21 protein-coding genes are annotated in these 21,000 nt (G+C 40.5%); 9 read left to right on the plus strand and 12 right to left on the minus strand.

All coding sequences use genetic code 11. The annotated features are described in order from the left end of the window. Nucleotides 1-33: 33 nt before the first annotated feature. The 8 genes from ACXZ1K_RS15540 to ACXZ1K_RS15575 are packed head-to-tail and all read right to left on the minus strand — an operon-like array spanning nt 34 to nt 8,242. Nucleotides 34-786 (minus strand): tetratricopeptide repeat protein, encoded by a 753-nt coding sequence (locus tag ACXZ1K_RS15540; RefSeq protein ID WP_458970590.1) that lies wholly within the window; start codon nt 784-786, stop codon nt 34-36. Next, nucleotides 779-2,578, minus strand: coding sequence for a BatD family protein (locus ACXZ1K_RS15545; RefSeq protein ID WP_458970591.1), 1,800 nt, complete (start codon nt 2,576-2,578; stop codon nt 779-781). The genes ACXZ1K_RS15540 and ACXZ1K_RS15545 overlap by 8 nt, the downstream gene beginning before the upstream one ends. Before the next feature lie 18 nt (nt 2,579-2,596). After that, nucleotides 2,597-3,310: a tetratricopeptide repeat protein gene (locus tag ACXZ1K_RS15550; protein WP_458970592.1), complete on the minus strand. Its 714-nt coding sequence runs from the start codon at nt 3,308-3,310 to the stop codon at nt 2,597-2,599. A gap of 23 nt (nt 3,311-3,333) precedes the next feature. Further along, a complete protein-coding gene (locus ACXZ1K_RS15555) occupies nt 3,334-4,374 on the minus strand; it encodes a vWA domain-containing protein (RefSeq protein ID WP_458970593.1) in 1,041 nt (346 codons plus the stop codon). A 4-nt stretch (nt 4,375-4,378) separates the two neighbouring features. After that, a complete protein-coding gene (locus ACXZ1K_RS15560; protein ID WP_458970594.1) occupies nt 4,379-5,380 on the minus strand; it encodes a vWA domain-containing protein in 1,002 nt (333 codons plus the stop codon). Then, complete coding sequence (locus ACXZ1K_RS15565; protein WP_458970595.1) at nt 5,367-6,329, minus strand: hypothetical protein; 963 nt, start codon at nt 6,327-6,329, stop codon at nt 5,367-5,369. Before ACXZ1K_RS15565 ends, ACXZ1K_RS15560 begins: the two co-directional genes overlap by 14 nt. Nucleotides 6,330-6,334: 5 nt before the next feature. Next, entirely contained in the window at nt 6,335-7,210 is an 876-nt protein-coding gene (locus ACXZ1K_RS15570) for a DUF58 domain-containing protein (RefSeq protein ID WP_458970596.1), read from the minus strand. A 3-nt stretch (nt 7,211-7,213) separates the two neighbouring features. Next, nucleotides 7,214-8,242 carry an AAA family ATPase gene (locus tag ACXZ1K_RS15575; RefSeq protein WP_458970597.1) on the minus strand — a complete coding sequence of 343 codons (1,029 nt, stop codon included), beginning with the start codon at nt 8,240-8,242 and terminating at the stop codon, nt 7,214-7,216. A 229-nt stretch (nt 8,243-8,471) separates the two neighbouring features. Between ACXZ1K_RS15575 and ACXZ1K_RS15580 the strand changes: the two genes are divergently transcribed. Together ACXZ1K_RS15580 and ACXZ1K_RS15585 are read left to right on the plus strand one after the other, a co-directional pair. Continuing rightward, nucleotides 8,472-8,873 carry a hypothetical protein gene (locus tag ACXZ1K_RS15580; RefSeq protein WP_458970598.1) on the plus strand — a complete coding sequence of 134 codons (402 nt, stop codon included), beginning with the start codon at nt 8,472-8,474 and terminating at the stop codon, nt 8,871-8,873. Nucleotides 8,874-8,987: 114 nt separating this feature from the next. After that, nucleotides 8,988-9,284, plus strand: coding sequence for a Dabb family protein (locus tag ACXZ1K_RS15585; protein ID WP_458970599.1), 297 nt, complete (start codon nt 8,988-8,990; stop codon nt 9,282-9,284). 5 nt (nt 9,285-9,289) lie between these two features. On the opposite strand, the gene ACXZ1K_RS15590 is transcribed toward ACXZ1K_RS15585, so the two are convergent. Both ACXZ1K_RS15590 and ACXZ1K_RS15595 read right to left on the minus strand, forming a co-directional pair. Beyond that, complete coding sequence (locus ACXZ1K_RS15590) at nt 9,290-11,002, minus strand: ArnT family glycosyltransferase (RefSeq protein ID WP_458970600.1); 1,713 nt, start codon at nt 11,000-11,002, stop codon at nt 9,290-9,292. Further along, a complete protein-coding gene (locus ACXZ1K_RS15595) occupies nt 11,003-11,413 on the minus strand; it encodes a GtrA family protein (protein WP_458970601.1) in 411 nt (136 codons plus the stop codon). 81 nt (nt 11,414-11,494) lie between these two features. On the opposite strand from ACXZ1K_RS15595, the gene ACXZ1K_RS15600 reads away from it, so the two are divergent. Further along, nucleotides 11,495-12,814, plus strand: coding sequence for an ATP-binding protein (locus ACXZ1K_RS15600; RefSeq protein WP_458970602.1), 1,320 nt, complete (start codon nt 11,495-11,497; stop codon nt 12,812-12,814). On the opposite strand, the gene ACXZ1K_RS15605 is transcribed toward ACXZ1K_RS15600, so the two are convergent. Beyond that, on the minus strand, nt 12,811-14,250 hold the full coding sequence (locus ACXZ1K_RS15605; protein ID WP_458970603.1) for an ATP-dependent DNA helicase: 1,440 nt from the start codon (nt 14,248-14,250) through the stop codon (nt 12,811-12,813). The genes ACXZ1K_RS15600 and ACXZ1K_RS15605 overlap by 4 nt on opposite strands. A gap of 52 nt (nt 14,251-14,302) precedes the next feature. On the opposite strand from ACXZ1K_RS15605, the gene ACXZ1K_RS15610 reads away from it, so the two are divergent. The 3 genes from ACXZ1K_RS15610 to coaD are packed head-to-tail and all read left to right on the plus strand — an operon-like array spanning nt 14,303 to nt 16,131. Continuing rightward, nucleotides 14,303-15,133, plus strand: a complete 831-nt coding sequence (locus tag ACXZ1K_RS15610) for a DUF3822 family protein (protein WP_458970604.1) — start codon at nt 14,303-14,305, stop codon at nt 15,131-15,133. After that, on the plus strand, nt 15,124-15,666 hold the full coding sequence (locus tag ACXZ1K_RS15615; protein ID WP_458970605.1) for an RsmD family RNA methyltransferase: 543 nt from the start codon (nt 15,124-15,126) through the stop codon (nt 15,664-15,666). Before ACXZ1K_RS15610 ends, ACXZ1K_RS15615 begins: the two co-directional genes overlap by 10 nt. A 3-nt stretch (nt 15,667-15,669) precedes the next feature. Beyond that, entirely contained in the window at nt 15,670-16,131 is a 462-nt protein-coding gene (gene coaD / locus ACXZ1K_RS15620) for a pantetheine-phosphate adenylyltransferase (RefSeq protein ID WP_458970606.1), read from the plus strand. Here the strand turns inward: coaD and ACXZ1K_RS15625 are convergent. Beyond that, nucleotides 16,126-16,734 (minus strand): NUDIX hydrolase, encoded by a 609-nt coding sequence (locus ACXZ1K_RS15625; protein ID WP_458970607.1) that lies wholly within the window; start codon nt 16,732-16,734, stop codon nt 16,126-16,128. The two genes, coaD and ACXZ1K_RS15625, sit on opposite strands and share 6 nt — an antisense overlap. Before the next feature lie 287 nt (nt 16,735-17,021). Between ACXZ1K_RS15625 and pyrE the strand changes: the two genes are divergently transcribed. From pyrE to clpB, 3 genes are all read left to right on the plus strand, one after another. After that, nucleotides 17,022-17,681 carry an orotate phosphoribosyltransferase gene (gene pyrE / locus ACXZ1K_RS15630; RefSeq protein WP_458970608.1) on the plus strand — a complete coding sequence of 220 codons (660 nt, stop codon included), beginning with the start codon at nt 17,022-17,024 and terminating at the stop codon, nt 17,679-17,681. A 7-nt stretch (nt 17,682-17,688) separates the two neighbouring features. Beyond that, nucleotides 17,689-18,087: an SRPBCC family protein gene (locus tag ACXZ1K_RS15635; protein ID WP_458970609.1), complete on the plus strand. Its 399-nt coding sequence runs from the start codon at nt 17,689-17,691 to the stop codon at nt 18,085-18,087. Between the two features lie 200 nt (nt 18,088-18,287). Beyond that, a complete protein-coding gene (gene clpB / locus ACXZ1K_RS15640) occupies nt 18,288-20,897 on the plus strand; it encodes an ATP-dependent chaperone ClpB (RefSeq protein ID WP_458970610.1) in 2,610 nt (869 codons plus the stop codon). The last annotated feature ends 103 nt before the right edge of the window (nt 20,898-21,000 follow it).

Genomic DNA, 21,000 nt, shown 5'->3' on the forward strand with positions numbered 1-21,000 from the left:
CTCTAATTATTTAGAGGCCTTTTTTATGAGGTTTTAAATTTTTTTCAAAGCAAGCTCTTCCATCCAGCCAACATTGCCATTAGGCAATTCTATCTTTACCCATTCGCTACGGCTATCCGTAATCCTCACTTTAGTTCCCTCGTGAACAATAAACAACGTTTTTTGCTTTTCGTTGGGTGCGCTTTTTACATTGACCACGCCATTGAATACAATCGCTTCTTTGTGCTGTTCAAAATAGTTGTCCTGTGCACTTGCAATACCAAGACAAATTAATCCAACTAGGATCAGTGTTAGGCCAGAATAAAATGATGTCCGTTTAACAGCCAATTGCAGTGAAAAAAGATAGACGATCATCAGCGCAAATCCTAGAAGAAAAAACATCACTCCCAATGCAGACCACAACTGTAAACTAAACGATGTGATAAAACCAATCCACCATTTCTTGAGAAAAAATTCTGGTACTGCTTCTATCTTATCTGTTATTTTAAGATTGGCCAAACGCAGGTTCATTTGAATGTCTTCATCGCCAGGCGCTAATTTATACGCCTTTTCGTAGTTCAGAATCGCAGGGGCGAAATTGTTCAATTTGTAATTGGCATTTCCCAAATTATAATAAACCTCTTTTGAATTGAAGCCAGAATCTAACAATTGCTGATAGCGCTTTAAGGCAAGCTCATACTGCCCTTTCGTATAAGCAGTATTTGCATCATTAAAAATAGCAGCGGAATTTTCGCTGGCTGCACAAACAAATGGCAGCAATAATAGCAGGATAAATAATTTACGCATTTTCAATGTCATTAATAATACGCTTAGATTTTTCAAATACTTCTTGCTCTGATAGGTTAGTTACCGGCGCATACCTGGCCATTTCACACCACTCCAGTGTTTCATGAAGCTGATCAATGATGGATTGTTCAATATTTCTTTGCTGAAGCTGAGCGGTAATGTTATCCCGATTGAGATCCGCCGCTTCAATATTAAATTTATCGCTTAAATAGCCATACATACCTTTATATACTGCTTCGTAAAAATTCTTTTTATCACCAGATAGTAACTCGCGTTGCGCATTGGCCATATGTTTTGATGCTACTTTACCGGCATTCCTGTTTCTCAACTTTACAACATCCTTATTGCTTTCTCTGTACCAATTGCGGTAGAACATAGCGCCGGTAAAGGACAAAGGACCCAGAAATAACAGTAAGTAAAAGAGGCCAGATCCATAAAACCCACCCTCTTCTGTATGTAGAGCTGCCTCAGACGTTTTAATAAAGCGTATGTCTTTATCCAATTCTTTTACTTCCTCCTGCGCGCCCGTAAATGCGGTTACATTAGACCCACCAACTCCTTTTGCAACTTTAAGGGCAAAATCAGCTGTAGTCAAACTCACATATTTTCCAGTGGCAGGGTTAAAATAAGAGAATTTCAATGGTGGAATTGTATAATTACCTTCATGCCTTGGTATCAACAAGAAATTATATTCCCTGCTTCCTGACGCGCCACTCAAGCTTTCAGTAATGTTGTCTGTTATCTTTGGATCGTACTTTTCTATGTTGGCAGCAACAGTAATCTGAGGTGCTTTAAGCAATTTGAGGTTTCCTGTTCCAGATACTTTAATATTATAATTGATCGCCTCATCAGCGCGTACTGAAGATTTATCTACTGTTGCATTAATTGAAAAGTTTCCTACTGCGCCCTGGAAGTCGGCAGGTTTACCAGTCTCCGGCAAGGGCTTCACATTGATGGTTATCGGCGAACTTTTCACTTTGTATTTTACATCCTGTACTGAACCACCAAAAAACTGATCGATTGGATCGTTTGATGGAACAGTTTGCCTGACTACAAATGTCATGGCAAGTGGATCCAATGCTAATCGTCCAAATCGCTCGGGATATAAAAGGATCTTTTTGAGAACCGCCACATTATACCTGGCTCCATTGTATATTTCAGTAGTCCATTCTATATTTTGGGTATTCACTTTGATCTCCTGGCTCCAAAATCCATTGAAGTCCGGAAGCTTATCCAATCCATTGTCTACAATGTCAATATTGGTGTACAACTTATAGGTTACGGCCAATTGCTCACCCTGGAAAACATTTGTTTTGTCTGTGGCTGCACGGATAAAAAGCCTTTTTGAGATATCTGTAGAATTACCTGTTGGGTTAGCGTTGCTGCCAGACCCACTATTCCCGCCGTTTCCACGGGCTGCTGCACTACCTTTAACGACTTTAATTCTAATTGGGTTCGACTTGTATTGCTTACCATCAACCATAACTGTTGCAGCACCAATAGTATATTCGCCCTCCTGTGCCGCCACAAGGTCATAGCTCAAAGCCATACTAACTGAGCTATTCCCGTTAATTGACGTCATGCTGGATGATTGATTTGGTCCACCCGCTACTTGTAAACCACTAAATGATGGCGGAGTAAACCGCTGCATCTGCCCATTAACCGTAAAACTCACTTCAAAAAGCTCACCTACTGCAACTTGTGTTTTACTTGCTGATGCCGTAAATTGTACATCTGCCGCCATTACCGATCGGGAGCATAACAACAACAGCAACAATACTAATTTCTTCATTTTCATTCTAGATCAAACCTACCAATCTTTAACGATTCGTCCTTTAGCGCCCTTGGCCTTTTTATTTTTTAATTTATCCTGGGTATTTTTCTCTTGCTGGTTCAGCGCATCGAGCATCCGCTCAGCATCTTCTTTAGAAAGCTGATCTGGCTGCGGCTGATCTTGCTTATTTGTATCCTTGTCCTGCTTATTTTTATCCTGATTCTGCTTATCCTTGTCCTTATTTGGATCCTTATTGTCTTTGTTATCTTTATTCTGTTGGTCTTTATTTTTATCCTTATTCTCTTTATTTTTGTCGTTTTTATTCTTATCGTTCTTCTTTTGCTGTTGCTGTTTTTTTAGCATCTCCTGCGCGTAAGCCAGGTTATACCGGGTCTCGTCATCCTTAGGATTATTCATCAACGCCTTTTTATAAGCCTCTATACTTTCTTCCAGCTTTTTTGATTCTAACAAGGTATTGCCCAGGTTATGATAGGCTTGTGCTTTAACAGCTTTATTATTAGAAGTGGTGGCAAGGTCTGTAAATTTCTGAGCAGCATTGTCAAACTTTTTCTGTTTGTACAAAGCATCTCCAAGATTAAAATTACCCTGAACAGATTGCTGCGATTTATCTACCGATTTTCGGTAGCTTTCTTCAGCCTCCGCATACTTCTTTTGCTGATACAGTTGATTGCCCTTATGAATATCACGCTTCTCCTTTTGTGCAAACAGCAAACTTCCGGGTAACAACATTAAAATGACTATAACTATCCGCCTCATATATCCCTAACTTCAAATAAATTTAATGAACTCAATTTTACGTTCTTTCTGTTGGATATGAAGAATTCTACAACCAGCAAAATCAACGCAATGCCTAAAAAGAACTGGAATCTATCCTCATAATTTTTGAATACTTTGCTGTCATAAGTCTTCTTCTGCATCTTATTCACCTGATCCATAACAATACCTAAGCCGCTGTTTGCGTTGGATGCCCTCACATACACACCACCACCCGCGGCGGCAACTTCCTTACACATTTCCTCATTCAACTTACTAACTACGGTTTGTCCGCTTTCATCTTTACGGAAACCGACCGGGTTACCGTTTCTGTAGATTGGCATTGGCGCTCCTTCTGGTGTTCCCAGCCCAATCACATGTATGGCAACATCTTTTGAATTAGCATCTTTAGCAGCCGCCACGGCATCATCTTCATGATTCTCACCATCAGTCATCAGTACCATAGCTTTAGTTGTTCCGTTAACCAGGCTAAATGATTTCATTCCCATTTCAATTGCAGCCCCTATTGCGGTACCCTGCGTTGGAACGATGTCTGTATTGATGTTGTTCAAAAATAGTTTTGCGGCAGAATAATCGGTAGTGATCGGCAATTGCACATACGCCTCTCCTGCAAAAATGATGATTCCCACCCTGTCGTTATGCAGGTTATCTATCATTTGCGAGATGGCTCTCTTGGCATTTTCCAGGCGGCTTGGCGCCAAGTCTCCTGCCAACATACTATTGGATACATCCAGCAGAATCATCAAATCGGAACCACTCTTTTTCCCCTCTTCGATTTTAGTACCAATCTGGGGATTGGCTACTGCTAATATCATGGCTGTAAAAGCAATGAGATAGAGTAAGAACTTTATTCCAGGCCTGCGCAAGGACACTTCAGGTATCATCATCCTCACCGTCTTCTGGTCTCCTAATGCTTTTAAAGCTCTTCTTTTCCACCTTCTAATGATCAGAAAGACAATAATCATCAACGGAACTAAAGCCAATGCCCAAAGGAATTGTATGTTTTCAAAACGCAACATCGTATTAAGTTAAGGCTCCTTTAAATAGTGTATTTCTCAATGCAAACTCCAGTAAAAGCAAAACCAGCGCAATCAAGGCAAATGGTAAAAAACGCTCTGTCTTTTTATGGTACTGGGTAACAGCAATCTTTGCCTTCTCGAGTTTATCAATTTGCTGGTAAATCTCTTTCAGCTTCTCGTTATTTGTTGCCCTAAAGTATTTTCCACCGGTTATTTTTGCAATATTAGCAAGCGTCGGCTCATCAATAGTGACAGGAACTTGCTGGTACTGGATTCCTTGCGGCGTTTTTACCGGATATGGCGCATATCCCTTTGTTCCTACGCCCACCGTGTACACTCTAACATTCATTTTCTTAGCAATATCTGCCGCAGTAATTGGTGGTATGGAGCCAGTGGTATTTGATCCGTCGGTCAATAAAATTACCACTTTGCTTTTGGCTTCACTGTCCTTCAACCGGTTTACAGCTGTTGCCAGTCCCATTCCAATTGCCGTACCGTCATCTATCATCCCATTATTTACATCTTTAAACAGGTTGATGAGTACATCATGGTCAATTGTTAAAGGGCATTGGGTAAAACTCTCGCCGCTAAAAACCACCAAACCTATCCTGTCATCAGGCCGGTCTTTAATAAAGTCCATGGCGATGTTTTTCCCTGCTTCCAGCCTGTTGGGTTTTAAATCTTCGGAAAGCATACTTCCAGATATATCTGTGGCGATTACAATATCAATTCCCTCTGTTGTTGAGTTTTCCCAACTTAATGCCGATTGTGGTCTTGCAAAAGCGACAATGATAAACAGCAGAGCCAGAGAACGTAAAAAGATCCCGTAGTGACGGAATGTGCCATAAGCCGATTTAACTTTAGTAAAGCCGGTAATGGTCGACATCCTTAGGGTACCCTGCAATACCCTATTTTTCCAAACGTACCAGCCAATGGTTACCGGTAACAGCAACAACAACCAGAAAAAACCTGGATTCGCAAATTCTATTCCTTTAATTAAGCCCATCGTTGTGTTGCACTTGATTTTCAGGTTGATTAACAATTATAGATTTTTTAACAAAAAGCATAGCGCTTTCCATAGAAGCTTCATTGTCTGCAGCAACTGGCTTCTGTTTCGCAAATTTCACCAGGTCTGCCAGCAAGAGCACCTCTCTTAGTTTTACTTTATTTTCTTCAGTAACATCTAGTTTCATCAAACTGGTAAAAATTTCATCTGATGTTTGTTCCATAGCGGGTATGCCATATCTTTTCTCCAGATATTCCCTAACAATGTCGGTCAGTTCACTATAGTATAATTTCACTTCTTCTTGCTGCCATAACCTCTTATCTCTTAACTCTTCCAGCTTTTTTATAGCAGTTACATGAGGGGGCACTAAAGGCTTAACTTCCTGTATAACGGGCTGTTTCTTTCTTCGCTTATGATAATAGAACCACAGACCGATCAACAAAATAGCCAGAAAGAAGCCCAGTAAAATCAATGCGCCGTTATCCTTCAACCAATCTATAAAACCGTATTTAACGGTCATAGGTTGCTTGATGTCGTATACACCTTTTGTGGTGTCGACCTTAACTTCCTCTACCTGCAAGGGTAATGGGTCAGTTAACAATTCTCCGTCCGGCCCTATAAATTTAAAAGCAGGAACGGTTAAGACGCCAGCATCGAATGCGGTGATGGTGTAGGTGCGACTGATCTTCCACCTTCCAGATTCCTCTTTAAGGGTGTCCAGCTTGCCAATCTCTACAATCTGTATTTTTGAGGAGATGGTATCAGAAAGTGCAGGAAAAGTAATTTTTCCATTTGCAGGCAAGCTTGCACTTAAACGTAATGTGGTTTGTCCACCCAATAAAATGTCTGATTTATCCAACCGTGCACCTACTGTAGTGCTCTGTGAAAATCCCTTTATACTCAATGCAACCAGTGTTAATAGCAAACACCAGCTTTTAAATTGTCTCATATCTACTATCGCTTTGCTCCCCTTTTTTTAAACAACGTCATTAATGGCTTAATATAAGATTGATGAGTTCCAATTTTTGTAAAATCAACCCCTGATCTTTTAAACAGGTCTTCCAATCTTCCATTACGTTCCAGGGCAGCTTTTTTAAATTGAAACCGCACCTCTTTATTACTGGTATTGATCCATTCCACTTGCCCGGTTTCTTCATCCTTAACTGGAATTAGTCCCAGGTCAGGAAATTCCTCTTCATGAAGGTCGAACAACCTTAAGGCAACCAGATCATGTTTTCTATTTGCAATCTTCAGTTCATTTTCAAAAGAGCTGCTCATAAAATCAGAGATCAGGAAAGAAGTGCATCTCTTTTTAATTGCACCCGTAAAGTAGCGCAAGGCTTCAGCAACATTTGTACCCTTATGTTGGGGCTTAAAATCTATTAGCTCCCTGATGATCATTAAAATGTGACTTCTACCCTTTTTCGGAGGGATAAATTTCTCTACCTGGTCGCTAAAAAACAGCACACCGACTTTATCGTTATTCTGTATCGCTGAAAACGCAAGAACAGCACAGATCTCTGTCGCCAATTCCTGCTTCTGCTGCGTCTGGGTTCCGAAATTCTTTGACCCGCTCACGTCAACAAGCAGCATCACTGTCATTTCCCGCTCCTCATCAAACACCTTCACGTATGGGTGATTAAATCGTGCAGTAACATTCCAGTCTATTGTCCTGATCTCATCGCCAACCTGATATTCACGCACCTCGCTAAAAGCCATACCCCTACCTTTAAAGGCTGATTGGTACTCGCCAGAAAAGATCTGGTTACTCAAACCGCGACTTTTAATCTCGATCTTTCTAACCTTCTTTAAGAGATCCTTTGTATCCATAGTTTATGGTACTTCAACAGCGTTTAATATCCCGGTGATGATATTTTCAGAAGTTACATTTTCAGCTTCAGCCTCATAAGTAAGACCAACACGGTGCCTTAGTACGTCGTGACAAACCGCACGAACATCTTCTGGAATGACGTATCCTCGTCTTTTTATAAATGCATAGGCTTTAGCGGCTAAAGCCAGGTTAATACTTGCGCGGGGTGATGCACCGAAACTGATCAGGTTCTTATAATCTGCCAGCTTATACTGTTCAGGAAAACGGGTCGCAAATACGATATCGATAATATATTGTTCGATCTTCTCGTCCATGTAAACTTCCCGCACCACCTTTCTTGCCTTAACGATATCATCGGGATGTAATACCTTATTGGGCTTAGGCATACCCTGAGGCGCAATATTTGCCCTCATAATCCTTTTCTCATCCTCTTTTTGAGGATAACCGATAACTACCTTTAGCATAAACCGATCTACTTGTGCTTCAGGTAAAGGATAAGTTCCCTCCTGCTCAATTGGGTTTTGAGTGGCCAATACTAAAAAAGGCGTAGGCAATGGAAAAGTGTTGTCTCCGATAGTAACCTGACGTTCCTGCATCGCTTCCAATAAAGCACTCTGCACCTTAGCGGGGGCACGGTTTATCTCATCAGCAAGTATAAAGTTAGAGAAGAGTGGGCCTTTTCTTACTACAAACTCTTCTTTCTTTTGATTGTAGATCATTGTACCCAGCAAATCTGCTGGTAAAAGATCAGGAGTAAATTGTATGCGGCTAAACCCGGCATCAATACACTTTGATAACGTATTAATTGCCAACGTCTTTGCTAAACCTGGTACCCCTTCCAGTAAAATGTGCCCATCGGCCAACAGGCCAATCATCAGGCGCTCTACCATATAGCGCTGCCCAACTATAACTTTGTCCATCTCACTAAAAAGGAGATCAATAAACGCACTCTCCTTCTGTATCATCTCGTTCAAAGCACGGATATCAGTTCCGTAAGTGGAACTCCCTGTAATTGTATTTGATTCTTCCATTTAGACCGAATTTTTTCGCTGCGAAAATTAGACAAACCTTAGCCTTCATGCAAGTATTAACTGATTTGTTTTCTGTTAAAAATTGTTAAATCCATTGGCAGAAACAGGCTTGACATATCTATCCTAACGCACAAAAATTAGTGAGGCGCATTTAACATATCTTAACAATTGGGCATTAAACCTTAGCGCCCGTTTTCACTCTATTCAATAAAAACATACAAAAACGACCATGAGAAAATTAATCTTAACAGCCACATTATTCATTGCAATGGGTACTATGGCATTCGCACAAACAACACAAGATAAAAAACAACACAAAACTCCTGAAGAAAGGGCACAGATTGCAACAGATAAGATGGACAAGAAACTGTCTTTATCTGCTGATCAGAAATCAAAGATCTACGCAATCAACCTGGATGGGATGAAGAAGTTAAAGGATGCTCATGTAAAAGGAGAGAAAAGAGATCCAGCTAAAATGAAAGCGGCTATGGATGAAAGGGACAACAAAATCAACAACATTTTGAACGACAAACAACGTATAACTTTCAAGGAGCTTAAAGAAAAAAGGAAAGAGGGAATGAAAAACCATGGTGGCAAACACAAGAAAGCCGACTCGGTGAATAAAGCTTAGGCCAAACGATTTAGGGATGAGGATTGGTTTAGGGCGGCAAGTAATTACCTGTCGCCCTATTTTTTTAAGTTTGATACTAAAAGGCAATTACTATATTTGCCCAAAACACCAATTATGCTTGCTCATCACGTTTTATTCTGGCTTAAAACCGATACCACAGATCAACAGAAAATAGAATTCAAAGGAGGTCTGGAATCTTTACAAGGCATCGAGTCAATTCAGACGCTCCACATCGGAACGCCGGCTGCTATCGATCGTGCAGTAGTAGATACCACTTATACTTATTCTCTGACTGTATTTTTCGAAAATATGGCTGGTCACGACAGTTACCAGGTTCACCCTTTGCACCTTGCTTTCCTTGACCAATTCAGGGTGCTTTTTGATAAAGTAGTGATATACGACGCCGATTAAGTTCTTTAAGGTACTACAACAACACCAATATGGCTGCTGTTTCTACTGCCATAGAACGGTTCAGTACGTATGGAGAATATTAACTTATAATCACCTGGAATCTCAGGTGCACGAATGCGAAAATCCAGATAAACTGCTTCTTTTGCGGGTATTTGAATTTTTTTGGCAATGTAGTGCACCGGTTTGAGAGCTGCAACCAGCTTTCCTAGTTGCTTATATCCGTATTCTATATAACATTTGTATTGCTGACCCTCGTTGTCGAACGAAATCATTTTATTATAGGGGTTACTTATCTTCACCTTCACAGTCCTTTCACTTCCGGCAACCCATTCTGGCTCCATACTAACGGGACTGATATCTACTTTTTGATATAACCTGACACCCTTTAACCGGCGACCATAGAAGATGCCTTTATCAGTTTCAATTGTATCCTGACGCTTGTTTCCTTCACTGTGCTGCAATACATAATAAACCCTTTTATTTCTCAGGCTGTCTTCCAACGGCCAGATATCGTACTGATTTTTACGGTAGTTTCGAGAATCATATGCAAATCCTGATGTGGTATTGTTATAATAATTATACTTAGATGGCAACTGGAAAGAATCCAGGAAAATGACTGGGGAATTTCCTGCCTTCGCGTGAACTGATTTTGCCCAGCGTTCTGTACCAAAGTAATCGCCGATAAAGTTGATTCGCTCCAAAAACGGAATAGGTACGATTAAAGCGAGTCTAACTACTATAATTAGCACAATATTGCCAATAAACAGCCTGTCCAACCACTTTGGCAATGGCCTTCCTGCTAAATTTAAATACGCCAATGAAGCCATGCAAATCAACCCAGGTAATGGCCAATGTGCTTCCACCCTGCCTTTGAACGTGCTGATAAAAAAGAAGATGAAGATTCCAAAAAAATTGAAAACCAGCGCCCTGGTAAATAGATCAGACGATTTATGAATAGCCGCAGACCGGTAAAGATACCATCCAACAAGTGGACCAGCCAGCGCCAGTTGTGCGAGGACATACTGATAAGTGAATTCAAATTGATACGCATCCGCAGAGCGATCAATAATATGATAATAAAAAGATGGATAGTGATTTTGCACCTGCCACCAGATATGCGGCAAAAATGCAATAAGCGCAATGGCAATAATTACCCAGAATGAAGGTCTTTTAAATAATTTGAGGTTGGATATAACCGTAAAGAAAAGGATGAGTATGGCGTGGTACTTACTGTACAGCATGCAAGCAATAATAACAGCCAGAATAGCTGCCCACTTATAATTATCCCTCTCTGTATATTTTCGGTAAGCATAAAAAAAGAGTACTGTAAACAGCAATAAAGGTGAATCTGGCGTAGTGATAAATCCATACATATGGAATACAACTACAGAAGAAATAACCATGATGAACATCCTGATGTCCCTGACTTCTGCACTGAGGAGCTTCCACAGCACAAAAATGGATGTGGCAGTGGAAACTACTGTCATGAACCGCAAACTTAGCGCATTATGAGCAAAGCTGTCCCCAATTTTAATGAAGACAGCTACCATTGGTGGATGATCAAAATATCCCCAGTCTAAAAACCGAGAATACATCCAATAATACGCTTCATCGGGATGGAGGTCCATAAACCCAGCCTGTACCAAGTTCATCAGTACCCAAATAGCCAGGAAAATGATCAGTATCCTATCTGAGTCTTGTTTACTTTGCTGCACCATCTACCCTGTAAATGTATAGAGATAATTGGCGAAAAAGTTCCATATTGAAACCAGCACTATTGCGCAAGCCTTTGCCAAATAGAAATTCCATTTTAGTTTATCATTTAAGAAATAGATCAATCCATTACTCAGCGCCAACCCAAATAAAGAGACAACAAAGAATTTTCCAAACTGTACCACCGCATTTGGATCATGATTATTAAAAGTCCACAGCCTGTTCAATGTATAATTTGTTGCAGTAGCCACCACAAATCCCAGAGAACTGGAAACATACTTGTGAATTTTCAACTTCTCCTTAAAGAAATAAGTAATACCAAAATCGACGATCAAACCTGAAAAACCCACCAGCCCGAACTTTAAGAACTTAAGAAAGAACGCTTTATTATACTCAATAGTGGCCAATGGAAGCATAGAATTACTTTTTAGCAAAAATAACACATTAATAACACAACTTCGTTTCCTTTCGCTATTTTTGCTGGTAAACGGACCAAATTGCTCAATCTTTTACGCTACAAGACTCCCTCAAAATACCTCGCTGATTTCAGGGAGACTTACAGTCATGTTAACATTAGGCAAATAAAGATTTTAAGTACAGGATTCTTTATTCTTTCTGCATCTATCCGCATACTAGCTCACTTCAACCATGAGGAGATCATAAAAATTCCCAATATCATGGAATATAATTTGAGCAACATGTTCCAGCTTATTGGATCTTCTGTTTTCATTATATTAAGTTCGGTGATTTTAGAGCGTAAAAAAACTGGACCGATAACCAGAAATCTGATTACACTTTGCTTCACGCTTTTTGTTTTAAGCAGCACATTCTTTGTCAGCTATGTCTATTCCATGCACAATGCTAAAAATACCTTAGCTGTATTTTTAATAGGAATCTTTATTGTGAGCACTTTTTTTGCACTTGAATTGAAGTACATCTTAGCGCTGACGGTATATATCATGATACTGTTCTTTTTAGGGACAATGATACCTGCACTAACCCCGGCGCAGAAACTTTTTAATTTTATCGCTTCCGTAGTGCTGTCTTTTTCATTGTATGTTTCTGCACGATATAGCTACTTCTTTAAATCTCAGCATTTTGTACAGCTGCGACAACTTGAAGAAAAGAACGAAGAAGTACAAGAGCTCAATCGCCAAAAGGGCGAAATATTAGGCTTCGTGGCGCACGATTTGCGCAATCCATTGAATAATATTGAGGCATTAAGCCGAATTCTGCTAGAAGAGGAAGACAGCAATGATAAAACAGAGGTAAAGCTCATCCTAAGCTCCGCAAAACAGGCTAAAGATATCATCAACGACCTAATTGAGGTTATCCAGGTAGAAAAGGCACCCGTTGAGCTGCAACCTGTGGACCTGGTTAATTACATCAACAACATCTGCCTGATCTGGCAGGCCAACGCTGCAGAGAATAGAAAGATCAATTTTATTACCCATGAGGCGAAATTGTTATCTCCTTTAAATCCTTCTAAGTTCAGCCGCGTTATTGATAACCTGATTGGAAACGGACTCAAATTCTCTGATAATGATACACCTATAGATGTTGAGCTCTCTAAAAAAGATTCTTGGTGCCAAATAAAGGTGAAAGATTACGGAATTGGGATTCCTGAACACCTCAAAAACATGTTGTTCGATCAGTTCTCTAAAGCCGGTAGGTCTGGCTTGAAAGGCGAAAAGTCTATTGGGCTGGGCTTACACATTTCTAAAGACATCGTGGAACAGCATGGCGGCACTTTAACCATAGAAACTGAAGAAAATAAAGGATCTACATTTATCATTTCCATGCCACTGGCCAGCTAGTACTCTTCAACGGCTGCTGTGGCAAACAAATTTGGGGCGAAATTAACAAGGAACAGTTCTTTCTTAGCTCGGGTAACACCGGTGTATAACCAACGCAGAAAATCAAGATCAATCATCTCTTCGGTCAGATAACCCTGGTCTACAAATACCGCATCCCACTGACCGCCTTGCGCCTTATGGCAGGTTACGGCATATGCAAACTTAATTTGCAGGGCATTGTAGTATGGATCCTCTTTTATAGCAGCAAACCGCTCCTTCTTATTGCTAATGTGCTCATAATCTATATTGAGCTGCTCAAAAAGTTTATTACTGTCTTCAAATGAAAGACTAGGTGTCTCGCCGGTCAGCGTGTCCAACATCACTTTGCAGGTGATGTTTCCGGCTTCGGGGAAATCAATAAATTCCATATTCACTTCACAAAACCGAAACCCAAAACGCTCCTCTACGCGCCTTACCCTCGTAACTTTAGCCATATCTCCATTGGCGATAAATGCTGCAGACTCATTTTCTGGTAACCAAAAATAATTATTCTTTACAACCATCACCTGGTCGCCGCCAGTAAGTTCTTCATCTCTGTAAAGCAACCTTGCGCGGATTTGCTGGTTGTAAACATTGGCCGATTTGTTTGATCTGCATACCACCAGTGTATTTTCAATATCAAATTTACGATAGGCATACTCCAATCCTTCAACCAACTTCAGCCCGGTCATCCTAAAAATATCCTTATAGGATTTCGTTAAGAATTTAGGAAGGGGAACTTCATCTTCCTCCTGTTGTTGGCTATTGATGATCTCTCGCAACATGGTGGCATTGGCAAGGATGCCAGATTTTTTTTCCTGCCTCACCACTTGAGTCAGTTCTACCTCTGTAACCTGCAATCCAAATTTATCGCCAAGCAGCGAAGCATTTAGGGCCGGACTGTCTACACTACCAACAGGTGGCAGCTGTGCGGTGTCGCCAACAAAAATAATCCCGCAGTTCTTACCGTTGTAAGCAAATTCCATCAAGTCTTTTAAAAACGAAGAACCTGATTTGGTATTCCATTCATCAGCAATCATCGATGCTTCATCTACAATAAATAGTGTGTATTCGGCAAGATTAGGCGCCAGCAAAAAAGACATTTCTGTAGATACTGCCGTCTTTTTCCTATAAATCTTTTTATGAATGGTCAATGCTTTTCTGCCTGTATAGTTACTCATCACCTTGGCAGCCCTGCCAGTTGGCGCCAATAAAATACTGCGATAACCAAATTTTGGAAGTGCTTTAACCAATGCACCAACTGAAGTTGTTTTCCCCGTTCCTGCATAACCCCGCAAAATGAAACATTGCCGGTCTAAAGGGCGGGATAGGAACACAGCCATTTCCCTGCAAAACAGCAACTGCTCTGATGTAGGGTTGAATTGATAGGATTGTGCAATCAGCAAAGCTTTGTCCATTTATCAAATATGCGATGGTGTGGTTATAGAAAAAAGGATTATTTTTGTGAATATGAACAGCAAAAATAGCATATTATTAGTAGATCCTGAATTTGACCCGGCTACAGCTAGCGGCTGTTCGCTTTTAATAAAGGTTACTGCAGACAATTACTCCTACGCGATTTTAGACAAATCGGATTCAAAACTAAAAGCATTATATGATCAGCAGGAAAGTAAAAATCCAATTGACGACCTGGCGCAGCGACTAAAAAGTGACAACTATTTATCCATTGCATTTCAAGATGTAAAGGCCTCTGTTTATACACAAAACACTGTTGCTATTCCTGAGGAGCTCTTTGAGGAACAAAATCTGGATCAATATGCCAAGTTCTTCACCACCACACAATCTGAAAAACTGCACTCGCAGAAATTGGACAGCTTTGGCTTCACCTCCATTTTCAACCTGGAAAACAAGGCTGAAAATATACTGGCTGAATCTTTTCAAGGATGCAAGATTTTTGATCATTCTGCACCTTTACTTTCTTTGGTAAAAAATCAGCAGGTACGCATCTTGTTACTGGACTTTACAGTCGGTTTCTTTAATGCCACCTACACTGTTGAGGAAAAACTCCAATTCCAACATAGCTTTGAAATCAGCAACGATGATGAATTTAATTACTATTTATTACTGATGATTAAGCAGTTGAGCATAGATAGCAAATCAACCAATGTAATGGTTAGTGGCATTATTCACGACCACGACAAGCGCTTTGAGATTTTAAGTAAATACTTCAATCAAGTTGAATTTAATATTCCCCACCCTGGAGATTTAAACATAGACTTATTGGAAGATATGCCCAATCACTACTATAGCACGCTCCTGGCGGTAGACCTATGCGGATAATCGGAGGCAGGTTAAAAGGCATACGTTTCAATGCCCCGGAAAGCCTTCCAGTTAGGCCAACAACAGACATGGCGAAAGAAGCTTTGTTTAACATTCTCTTTAATACCTACGATTTCGACAGTTGCTCTGTACTCGATTTATTCTGCGGTACGGGGAATATCAGCTTTGAATTTGCCTCAAGGGGAATAAAGGAAGTTACTGCTGTAGACAAGCACTCCGGATGTATCTTTTGGGTAAAATCAGTGATAGAAAAATACCAGCTGAACGAAATTGATGTGGAAAAGGCAGATGTTTTTAAGTTTCTGGAAAAGCCGGCCCAACAGTATCAGATTATATTTGCTGATCCTCCTTATAACCTACCTACCATTCCACTCATTCCGCAATTGGTGATGAATAACAACTTCCTGGCTGATAATGGTGTGTTGATTGTAGAACATCCATCTCTGCTAAAATTAAATGCCCTACCAGGTTTTACAGAAACCAGGAGGTATGGAAATTCCTCATTTAGCTTTTTTGAACCTATTAAACTATAAGGCATGAAAACAGCACTTTTCCCTGGCTCATTTGATCCGATCACCATTGCGCATGTAGATATTTTAAAACGTGCTTTGCCATTATTCGACCGCATTATTATAGGCATCGGCTTAAATAGTGCAAAACAGGGATTTCTAAGTGCTGATCAACGCAAAAACGTTGTTAGTGCTGTATTTGCCGAATATGAACAAGTTGAAGTTCAGCTGTATGAGGGCTTAACAGTGGATTTTTGCAGGAAAATAGGTGCGCAATTTATGGTTCGAGGTGTTCGCTCGGTTGGAGATTTCGAGTACGAAAAAGCGATTGCTCAGATTAACCAGACCTTGATGCCAGAAATGGAAACAATTATTCTGCTCAGCAAGCCGGAATATTCAGCAATTAGTTCTACAATAGTTAGAGATATATTGAGATACGGTGGTGATGTCAGTGCATTCTTACCCGTTCAGGCTTTACCTTTTCTATAACAACTTTCCGGCTTCCAGTACTTGAACGATTGAAGGGAATGTATTTTTTAATACAGGCTTTAACTCTTGATCAGATAGCCAGACTGCTTTAGTAATCCCTTCTTCTTTTTGGGGAATCAGCTTAGGCTCACCCTTAACCGTCATCTTGTACCAATTTGTTTTCTTTAATACCAGCTTACTTCCAAGCACGTAAACATGGTAAGTCTTGCAAAGTTTTTTACCATTTGTGATGATTTTCACCCCACATTCTTCTTCTACTTCGCGCAAACCTGCATCTTTCATCTTCTCTCCCTTTTCTACCTTACCCTTTGGTAAATCCCATTTTTTGTTCCGATAAATAAACAGGTAATTGCCTTTGGCATTTTCTACAAGTCCGCCCGCCGCCTTTATCAGTTCGCAGCTTTTCTTAATTTTTCTAAAAAGGCGTTCCGGTTCTGGATCTACCAGGATGTAATCCATTGGTGTTCCTTTAACCAGGTTCTTGTAAAACGAAGGCAGGTTAAAGTTTGCTTTATCCAGCTGCTGTATCTTCTTAAGCTGCTTGGGAATGCTATCGGATATAAATAGGGTGTTCTCGTTAATGTAGATCCTGTAGTTTTTCATAATATTGACACTCAAATATATCTATTTTCCATTACGGTGGACAACCAGATCAAAAAAAACATCCCGGTATTTTTACCGCTACTCAATTGACACCTAAAAAGTGAAGCTTCCTGTTGTAGTTGTTGGATTGTTTAGGCTTACACAACCGTTCAATTGGCTTTTATTTGGTTAAAGACACAAACTAAAGGTACTGGAAGCCAACAGCTTGCACTAAGATCATAGGGACTGCAAACAATTCAGTTATCAACATCGCATCGTCGTTAACATAAATTCTGTATTTTTGGAACATGTATAATAAAAGTGATATTGAATTAAAGGTAGCTGAATTTTTATTACAAATTAAGGCCGTAAAATTACAACCCAACAATCCATTTACATGGGCGTCGGGTTGGAAATCCCCTATTTATTGTGACAATAGAGTCACACTTTCTCACCCCTCAGTAAGAACATACATTAGACAAAAGTTAACGCAATTGATCCAGGAAGAGTTTGGTTCTGTAGATCTTATTGCGGGCGTAGCAACTGCAGGGATTCCTCAGGGCGCATTGGTTGCCCAGGAGTTGGGATTACCGTTTGCTTACGTAAGGGCAAAAGCTAAAGAACATGGTACCGGAAGTCTAATTGAAGGTGAAATATTTGAAGGGCAACGCGTTGTTGTCATTGAAGATTTAATTTCGACTGGAAAAAGTAGCCTACAAGCCGTTGATGCTTTAAGAAATGCGGGATTATCTGTTGCAGGTCTTGTTGCCATTTTCACCTATGGATTTGACCAGGCGGATGAGAATTTTAAAGCAGCGAAATGCAGATATGCAACACTTTCCAACTACAATACATTAATCGAATACGCCGCTGAACATAGTTTTATAGCGCAAAATGATGTAGACTTGCTCACAAAATGGCGCAGAAACCCATCTGAATGGGGAAAAGAATTAGAACAATTAACCTAAAAACCTAATGACAGTTATAGAAAGCACTACAGTAATTAACAAACCTGTAGCAGAAGTTTATGCATTTTTGGCAGACCTGAACAACCACCAGCAATTAATGCCGGAAAATATTTATAACTGGTCGTCTACTACAGATGAAGCAAGCTTTACCATTCAGAACATGGCCAAATTAGCCATCAAAATTTCTGAACGCATAGAGAACAAAGAACTGATTGCTATCCCTACTGAAAAGCCACCTTTCGATATTGAATTGAAATGGAACGTAGATGCCAATGGTGATCAATCAACTACAGCTAAACTCACCATCTCGGCAGATTTAAATATGATGATGAAGATGCTCGCAGTAAAGCCTTTGCAAGGCTTAGCTGACCATCAAACTGAAAAACTTAAAGAGGTATTGTCATAATACCTCTTTTTTAATGCATTAACTTCATCGGTGCATTCCCAAATAACATCACAATGCGGGGGAGTGTTGAATTACCGACAATTTTTCAGATTAAATCACTACTCATCAGACATTTAATCAGTAATTAGAAACTGAGTGAGACATAATTTCCGATCTGGTGAATTGCCCACCTATGGCACTCGCTTTGTTATTCCCCTGGTATGAATTTTAACAATTTTACCATCAAAGCCCAGGAAGCAATTCAGCAGGCTTCCGCAATAGCCCAAGGCAACCAGCAACAGGCTATTGAAACGGCACATCTGCTTAAAGGATTGCTGACTGTTGATGAAAATGTTGTTTCTTACGTGCTTAAGAAACTCAATGTAAATCTGAGTGCGCTGAACAATAATCTGGATACGCAGATAGAGAAATTCCCTAAAGTGTCTGGCAGTAGCCCATATTTAACTTCTGGGAGCAATTCTGCGCTGCAAAAAGCACAGACCTATCTCAAAGAATTCAAAGATGAGTTCGTGTCTGTCGAGCACTTGCTACTAGGAATCTTATCTGTTAACGACAATACCGCTAACTTATTAAAAGATCAGGGTGTAAATGAAAAAGACTTAAAAACCGCCATTCTGTCGCTTAGGGGAGACAGCAGGGTGACGGATCAAAATGCAGAAGCGACCTACAACGCATTGAATAAATACGCCCGCAATTTAAACGAGTACGCAGAATCTGGTAAACTAGATCCGGTGATCGGTCGTGATGACGAGATTAGGCGGGTTATCCAGATCCTTTCCAGGAGAACTAAAAATAACCCGATACTGATCGGTGAACCTGGTGTAGGTAAAACTGCTATCGCCGAAGGGATTGCTTTCAGGATCATCAAAGGTGACGTACCTACTAACCTGAAAACTAAGACGGTTTACTCATTAGATATGGGAGCGCTGATTGCTGGTGCAAAATATAAAGGCGAATTTGAAGAACGCCTAAAGGCAGTGGTTAAAGAAGTAACCCAGAGCGATGGAGATATCATTCTATTCATAGACGAAATACATACCCTTGTTGGTGCCGGTGGAGGCGACGGAGCTATGGACGCGGCAAACATTTTAAAGCCTGCCTTAGCCAGAGGAGAACTTCGTGCTATTGGTGCAACTACACTTGATGAATACCAGAAATACCTGGAAAAAGACAAAGCATTGGAGCGTCGTTTCCAAAAAGTGATGGTGGATGAGCCTGATACACAAGATGCAATTTCAATTTTGCGCGGACTGAAAGAAAGGTATGAAACCCACCATAAAGTGAGGATTAAAGATGAAGCCATCATTGCTGCTGTGGAACTTTCTCAACGCTATATTGCCGATCGTTTCCTTCCAGATAAGGCTATTGATCTAATGGATGAGGCGGCCTCTAAGTTGAGGCTGGAGATGGATTCCGTGCCTGAAAAGGTAGATGAGCTGAATCGCAAAATCATGCAGCTGGAAATTGAGCGCGAAGCCATTAAACGTGAAAACGATACCAAGAAAGTAAAGTCCCTTGGTGAGGAAATCGCCAATATCTCTGCAGAACGTGATGAGATCAAAGCCAAATGGCAAGGCGAAAAGGATCTGGTGGACAACATCAACAATGAACTGGAGCAGATTGAAAACTACAAACTTGAAGCCGATCAGGCCGAGCGTGCAGGTGATTATGGTAAGGTAGCAGAGATCCGTTACGGAAAGATCAAAGAAGCCCAGGATAAAGCAGAAAAGCTAAAAGCAGAATTGGCTAACCAGCAAAGTGAAAGCAGAATGCTGAAAGAAGAAGTCACTGCGGATGATATCGCAGGGGTTGTTGGCCGCTGGACAGGTATTCCTGTTACTAAACTGATCTCCAGTGAGCGCGAAAAGTTGCTGAACCTGGAAAATGAACTTCACAAACGTGTGGCTGGTCAGCATGAGGCAATTGAAGCCATATCAGACGCCATCAGGCGTTCAAGAGCTGGATTGCAGGACAAACGTAAGCCAATTGGTTCATTCATTTTTTTGGGTACTACAGGTGTTGGTAAAACAGAATTGGCAAAAGCATTAGCAGAGTTCCTGTTCAATGATGAAAATGCTATGACCAGGATTGACATGAGCGAATACCAGGAAAGGCATGCCGTATCCAGACTAATTGGTGCGCCTCCGGGCTACGTTGGCTATGATGAAGGCGGGCAACTTACAGAAGCAGTTAGGCGTAAACCTTATTCTGTGGTCCTCCTCGATGAGATTGAGAAAGCCCATCCTGATGTGTTTAACATTTTATTGCAGGTATTGGACGACGGCCGTTTAACTGATAATAAAGGCCGGGTGGTTAATTTCAAAAATACCATCATTATCATGACCTCAAATATTGGTTCTCATTTGATTCAGGATAACTTTAAGGCTCTAAGTGATGAAAACCGCGATGAAGTTGTTGCAAAGACGAAGACGGAATTGTTTGAGTTGCTCAAACAAACGATAAGACCAGAGTTCTTGAACAGGATTGATGAACTGATCATGTTTACCCCGCTTAATCGCAGTGAAATCAGAAACATTGTAGACCTGCAGTTTAAAAATGTACAGGATGCCCTGGCAGAAATGAGTGTGGAAATTGAAGCTTCTGTGGAAGCGCTGGACTGGCTCGCAGAACTCGGTTATGATCCGCAATTTGGCGCAAGACCTTTAAAACGGGTGATCCAGAAAAAGATCCTTAACGAATTATCTAAACAGATTCTTGCCGGAACCGTAGACAAAGACAGTAAAATCAAACTAGATATGTTCGATCATCAGTTCGTGTTTCTAAACAAAAAAGAAGCTGAAGTAAAATAACGCAGTAAATTTCATTCTGCAATAGTGTAACGAAGCAATCTCCTAATTATTAGTGAGGTTGCTTCGTCGTTTTACGGAAATCTCTAAAAATAGTATTACGATC

The organism is Pedobacter jaeyakensis, assembly GCF_054461315.1.

Excerpts from the sequence above, each read along its gene's own strand:
- ACXZ1K_RS15560 (WP_458970594.1), bottom strand. The coding sequence starts at position 5,380 with ATGGGCTTAATTAAAGGAATAGAATTTGCGAATCCAGGTTTTTTCTGG.
- pyrE (WP_458970608.1), top strand. The coding sequence starts at position 17,022 with ATGTATAATAAAAGTGATATTGAATTAAAGGTAGCTGAATTTTTATTA.
- ACXZ1K_RS15555 (WP_458970593.1), bottom strand. The coding sequence starts at position 4,374 with ATGTTGCGTTTTGAAAACATACAATTCCTTTGGGCATTGGCTTTAGTT.
- ACXZ1K_RS15590 (WP_458970600.1), bottom strand. The coding sequence starts at position 11,002 with ATGGTGCAGCAAAGTAAACAAGACTCAGATAGGATACTGATCATTTTC.
- clpB (WP_458970610.1), top strand. The coding sequence starts at position 18,288 with ATGAATTTTAACAATTTTACCATCAAAGCCCAGGAAGCAATTCAGCAG.
- ACXZ1K_RS15625 (WP_458970607.1), bottom strand. The coding sequence starts at position 16,734 with ATGAAAAACTACAGGATCTACATTAACGAGAACACCCTATTTATATCC.
- ACXZ1K_RS15610 (WP_458970604.1), top strand. The coding sequence starts at position 14,303 with ATGAACAGCAAAAATAGCATATTATTAGTAGATCCTGAATTTGACCCG.
- ACXZ1K_RS15585 (WP_458970599.1), top strand. The coding sequence starts at position 8,988 with ATGCTTGCTCATCACGTTTTATTCTGGCTTAAAACCGATACCACAGAT.
- ACXZ1K_RS15545 (WP_458970591.1), bottom strand. The coding sequence starts at position 2,578 with ATGAAGAAATTAGTATTGTTGCTGTTGTTGTTATGCTCCCGATCGGTA.
- ACXZ1K_RS15605 (WP_458970603.1), bottom strand. The coding sequence starts at position 14,250 with ATGGACAAAGCTTTGCTGATTGCACAATCCTATCAATTCAACCCTACA.
- ACXZ1K_RS15595 (WP_458970601.1), bottom strand. The coding sequence starts at position 11,413 with ATGCTTCCATTGGCCACTATTGAGTATAATAAAGCGTTCTTTCTTAAG.
- ACXZ1K_RS15540 (WP_458970590.1), bottom strand. The coding sequence starts at position 786 with ATGCGTAAATTATTTATCCTGCTATTATTGCTGCCATTTGTTTGTGCA.
- ACXZ1K_RS15550 (WP_458970592.1), bottom strand. The coding sequence starts at position 3,310 with ATGTTGTTACCCGGAAGTTTGCTGTTTGCACAAAAGGAGAAGCGTGAT.
- ACXZ1K_RS15575 (WP_458970597.1), bottom strand. The coding sequence starts at position 8,242 with ATGGAAGAATCAAATACAATTACAGGGAGTTCCACTTACGGAACTGAT.
- ACXZ1K_RS15565 (WP_458970595.1), bottom strand. The coding sequence starts at position 6,329 with ATGAGACAATTTAAAAGCTGGTGTTTGCTATTAACACTGGTTGCATTG.
- ACXZ1K_RS15615 (WP_458970605.1), top strand. The coding sequence starts at position 15,124 with ATGCGGATAATCGGAGGCAGGTTAAAAGGCATACGTTTCAATGCCCCG.
- ACXZ1K_RS15570 (WP_458970596.1), bottom strand. The coding sequence starts at position 7,210 with ATGGATACAAAGGATCTCTTAAAGAAGGTTAGAAAGATCGAGATTAAA.
- ACXZ1K_RS15635 (WP_458970609.1), top strand. The coding sequence starts at position 17,689 with ATGACAGTTATAGAAAGCACTACAGTAATTAACAAACCTGTAGCAGAA.
- coaD (WP_458970606.1), top strand. The coding sequence starts at position 15,670 with ATGAAAACAGCACTTTTCCCTGGCTCATTTGATCCGATCACCATTGCG.
- ACXZ1K_RS15580 (WP_458970598.1), top strand. The coding sequence starts at position 8,472 with ATGAGAAAATTAATCTTAACAGCCACATTATTCATTGCAATGGGTACT.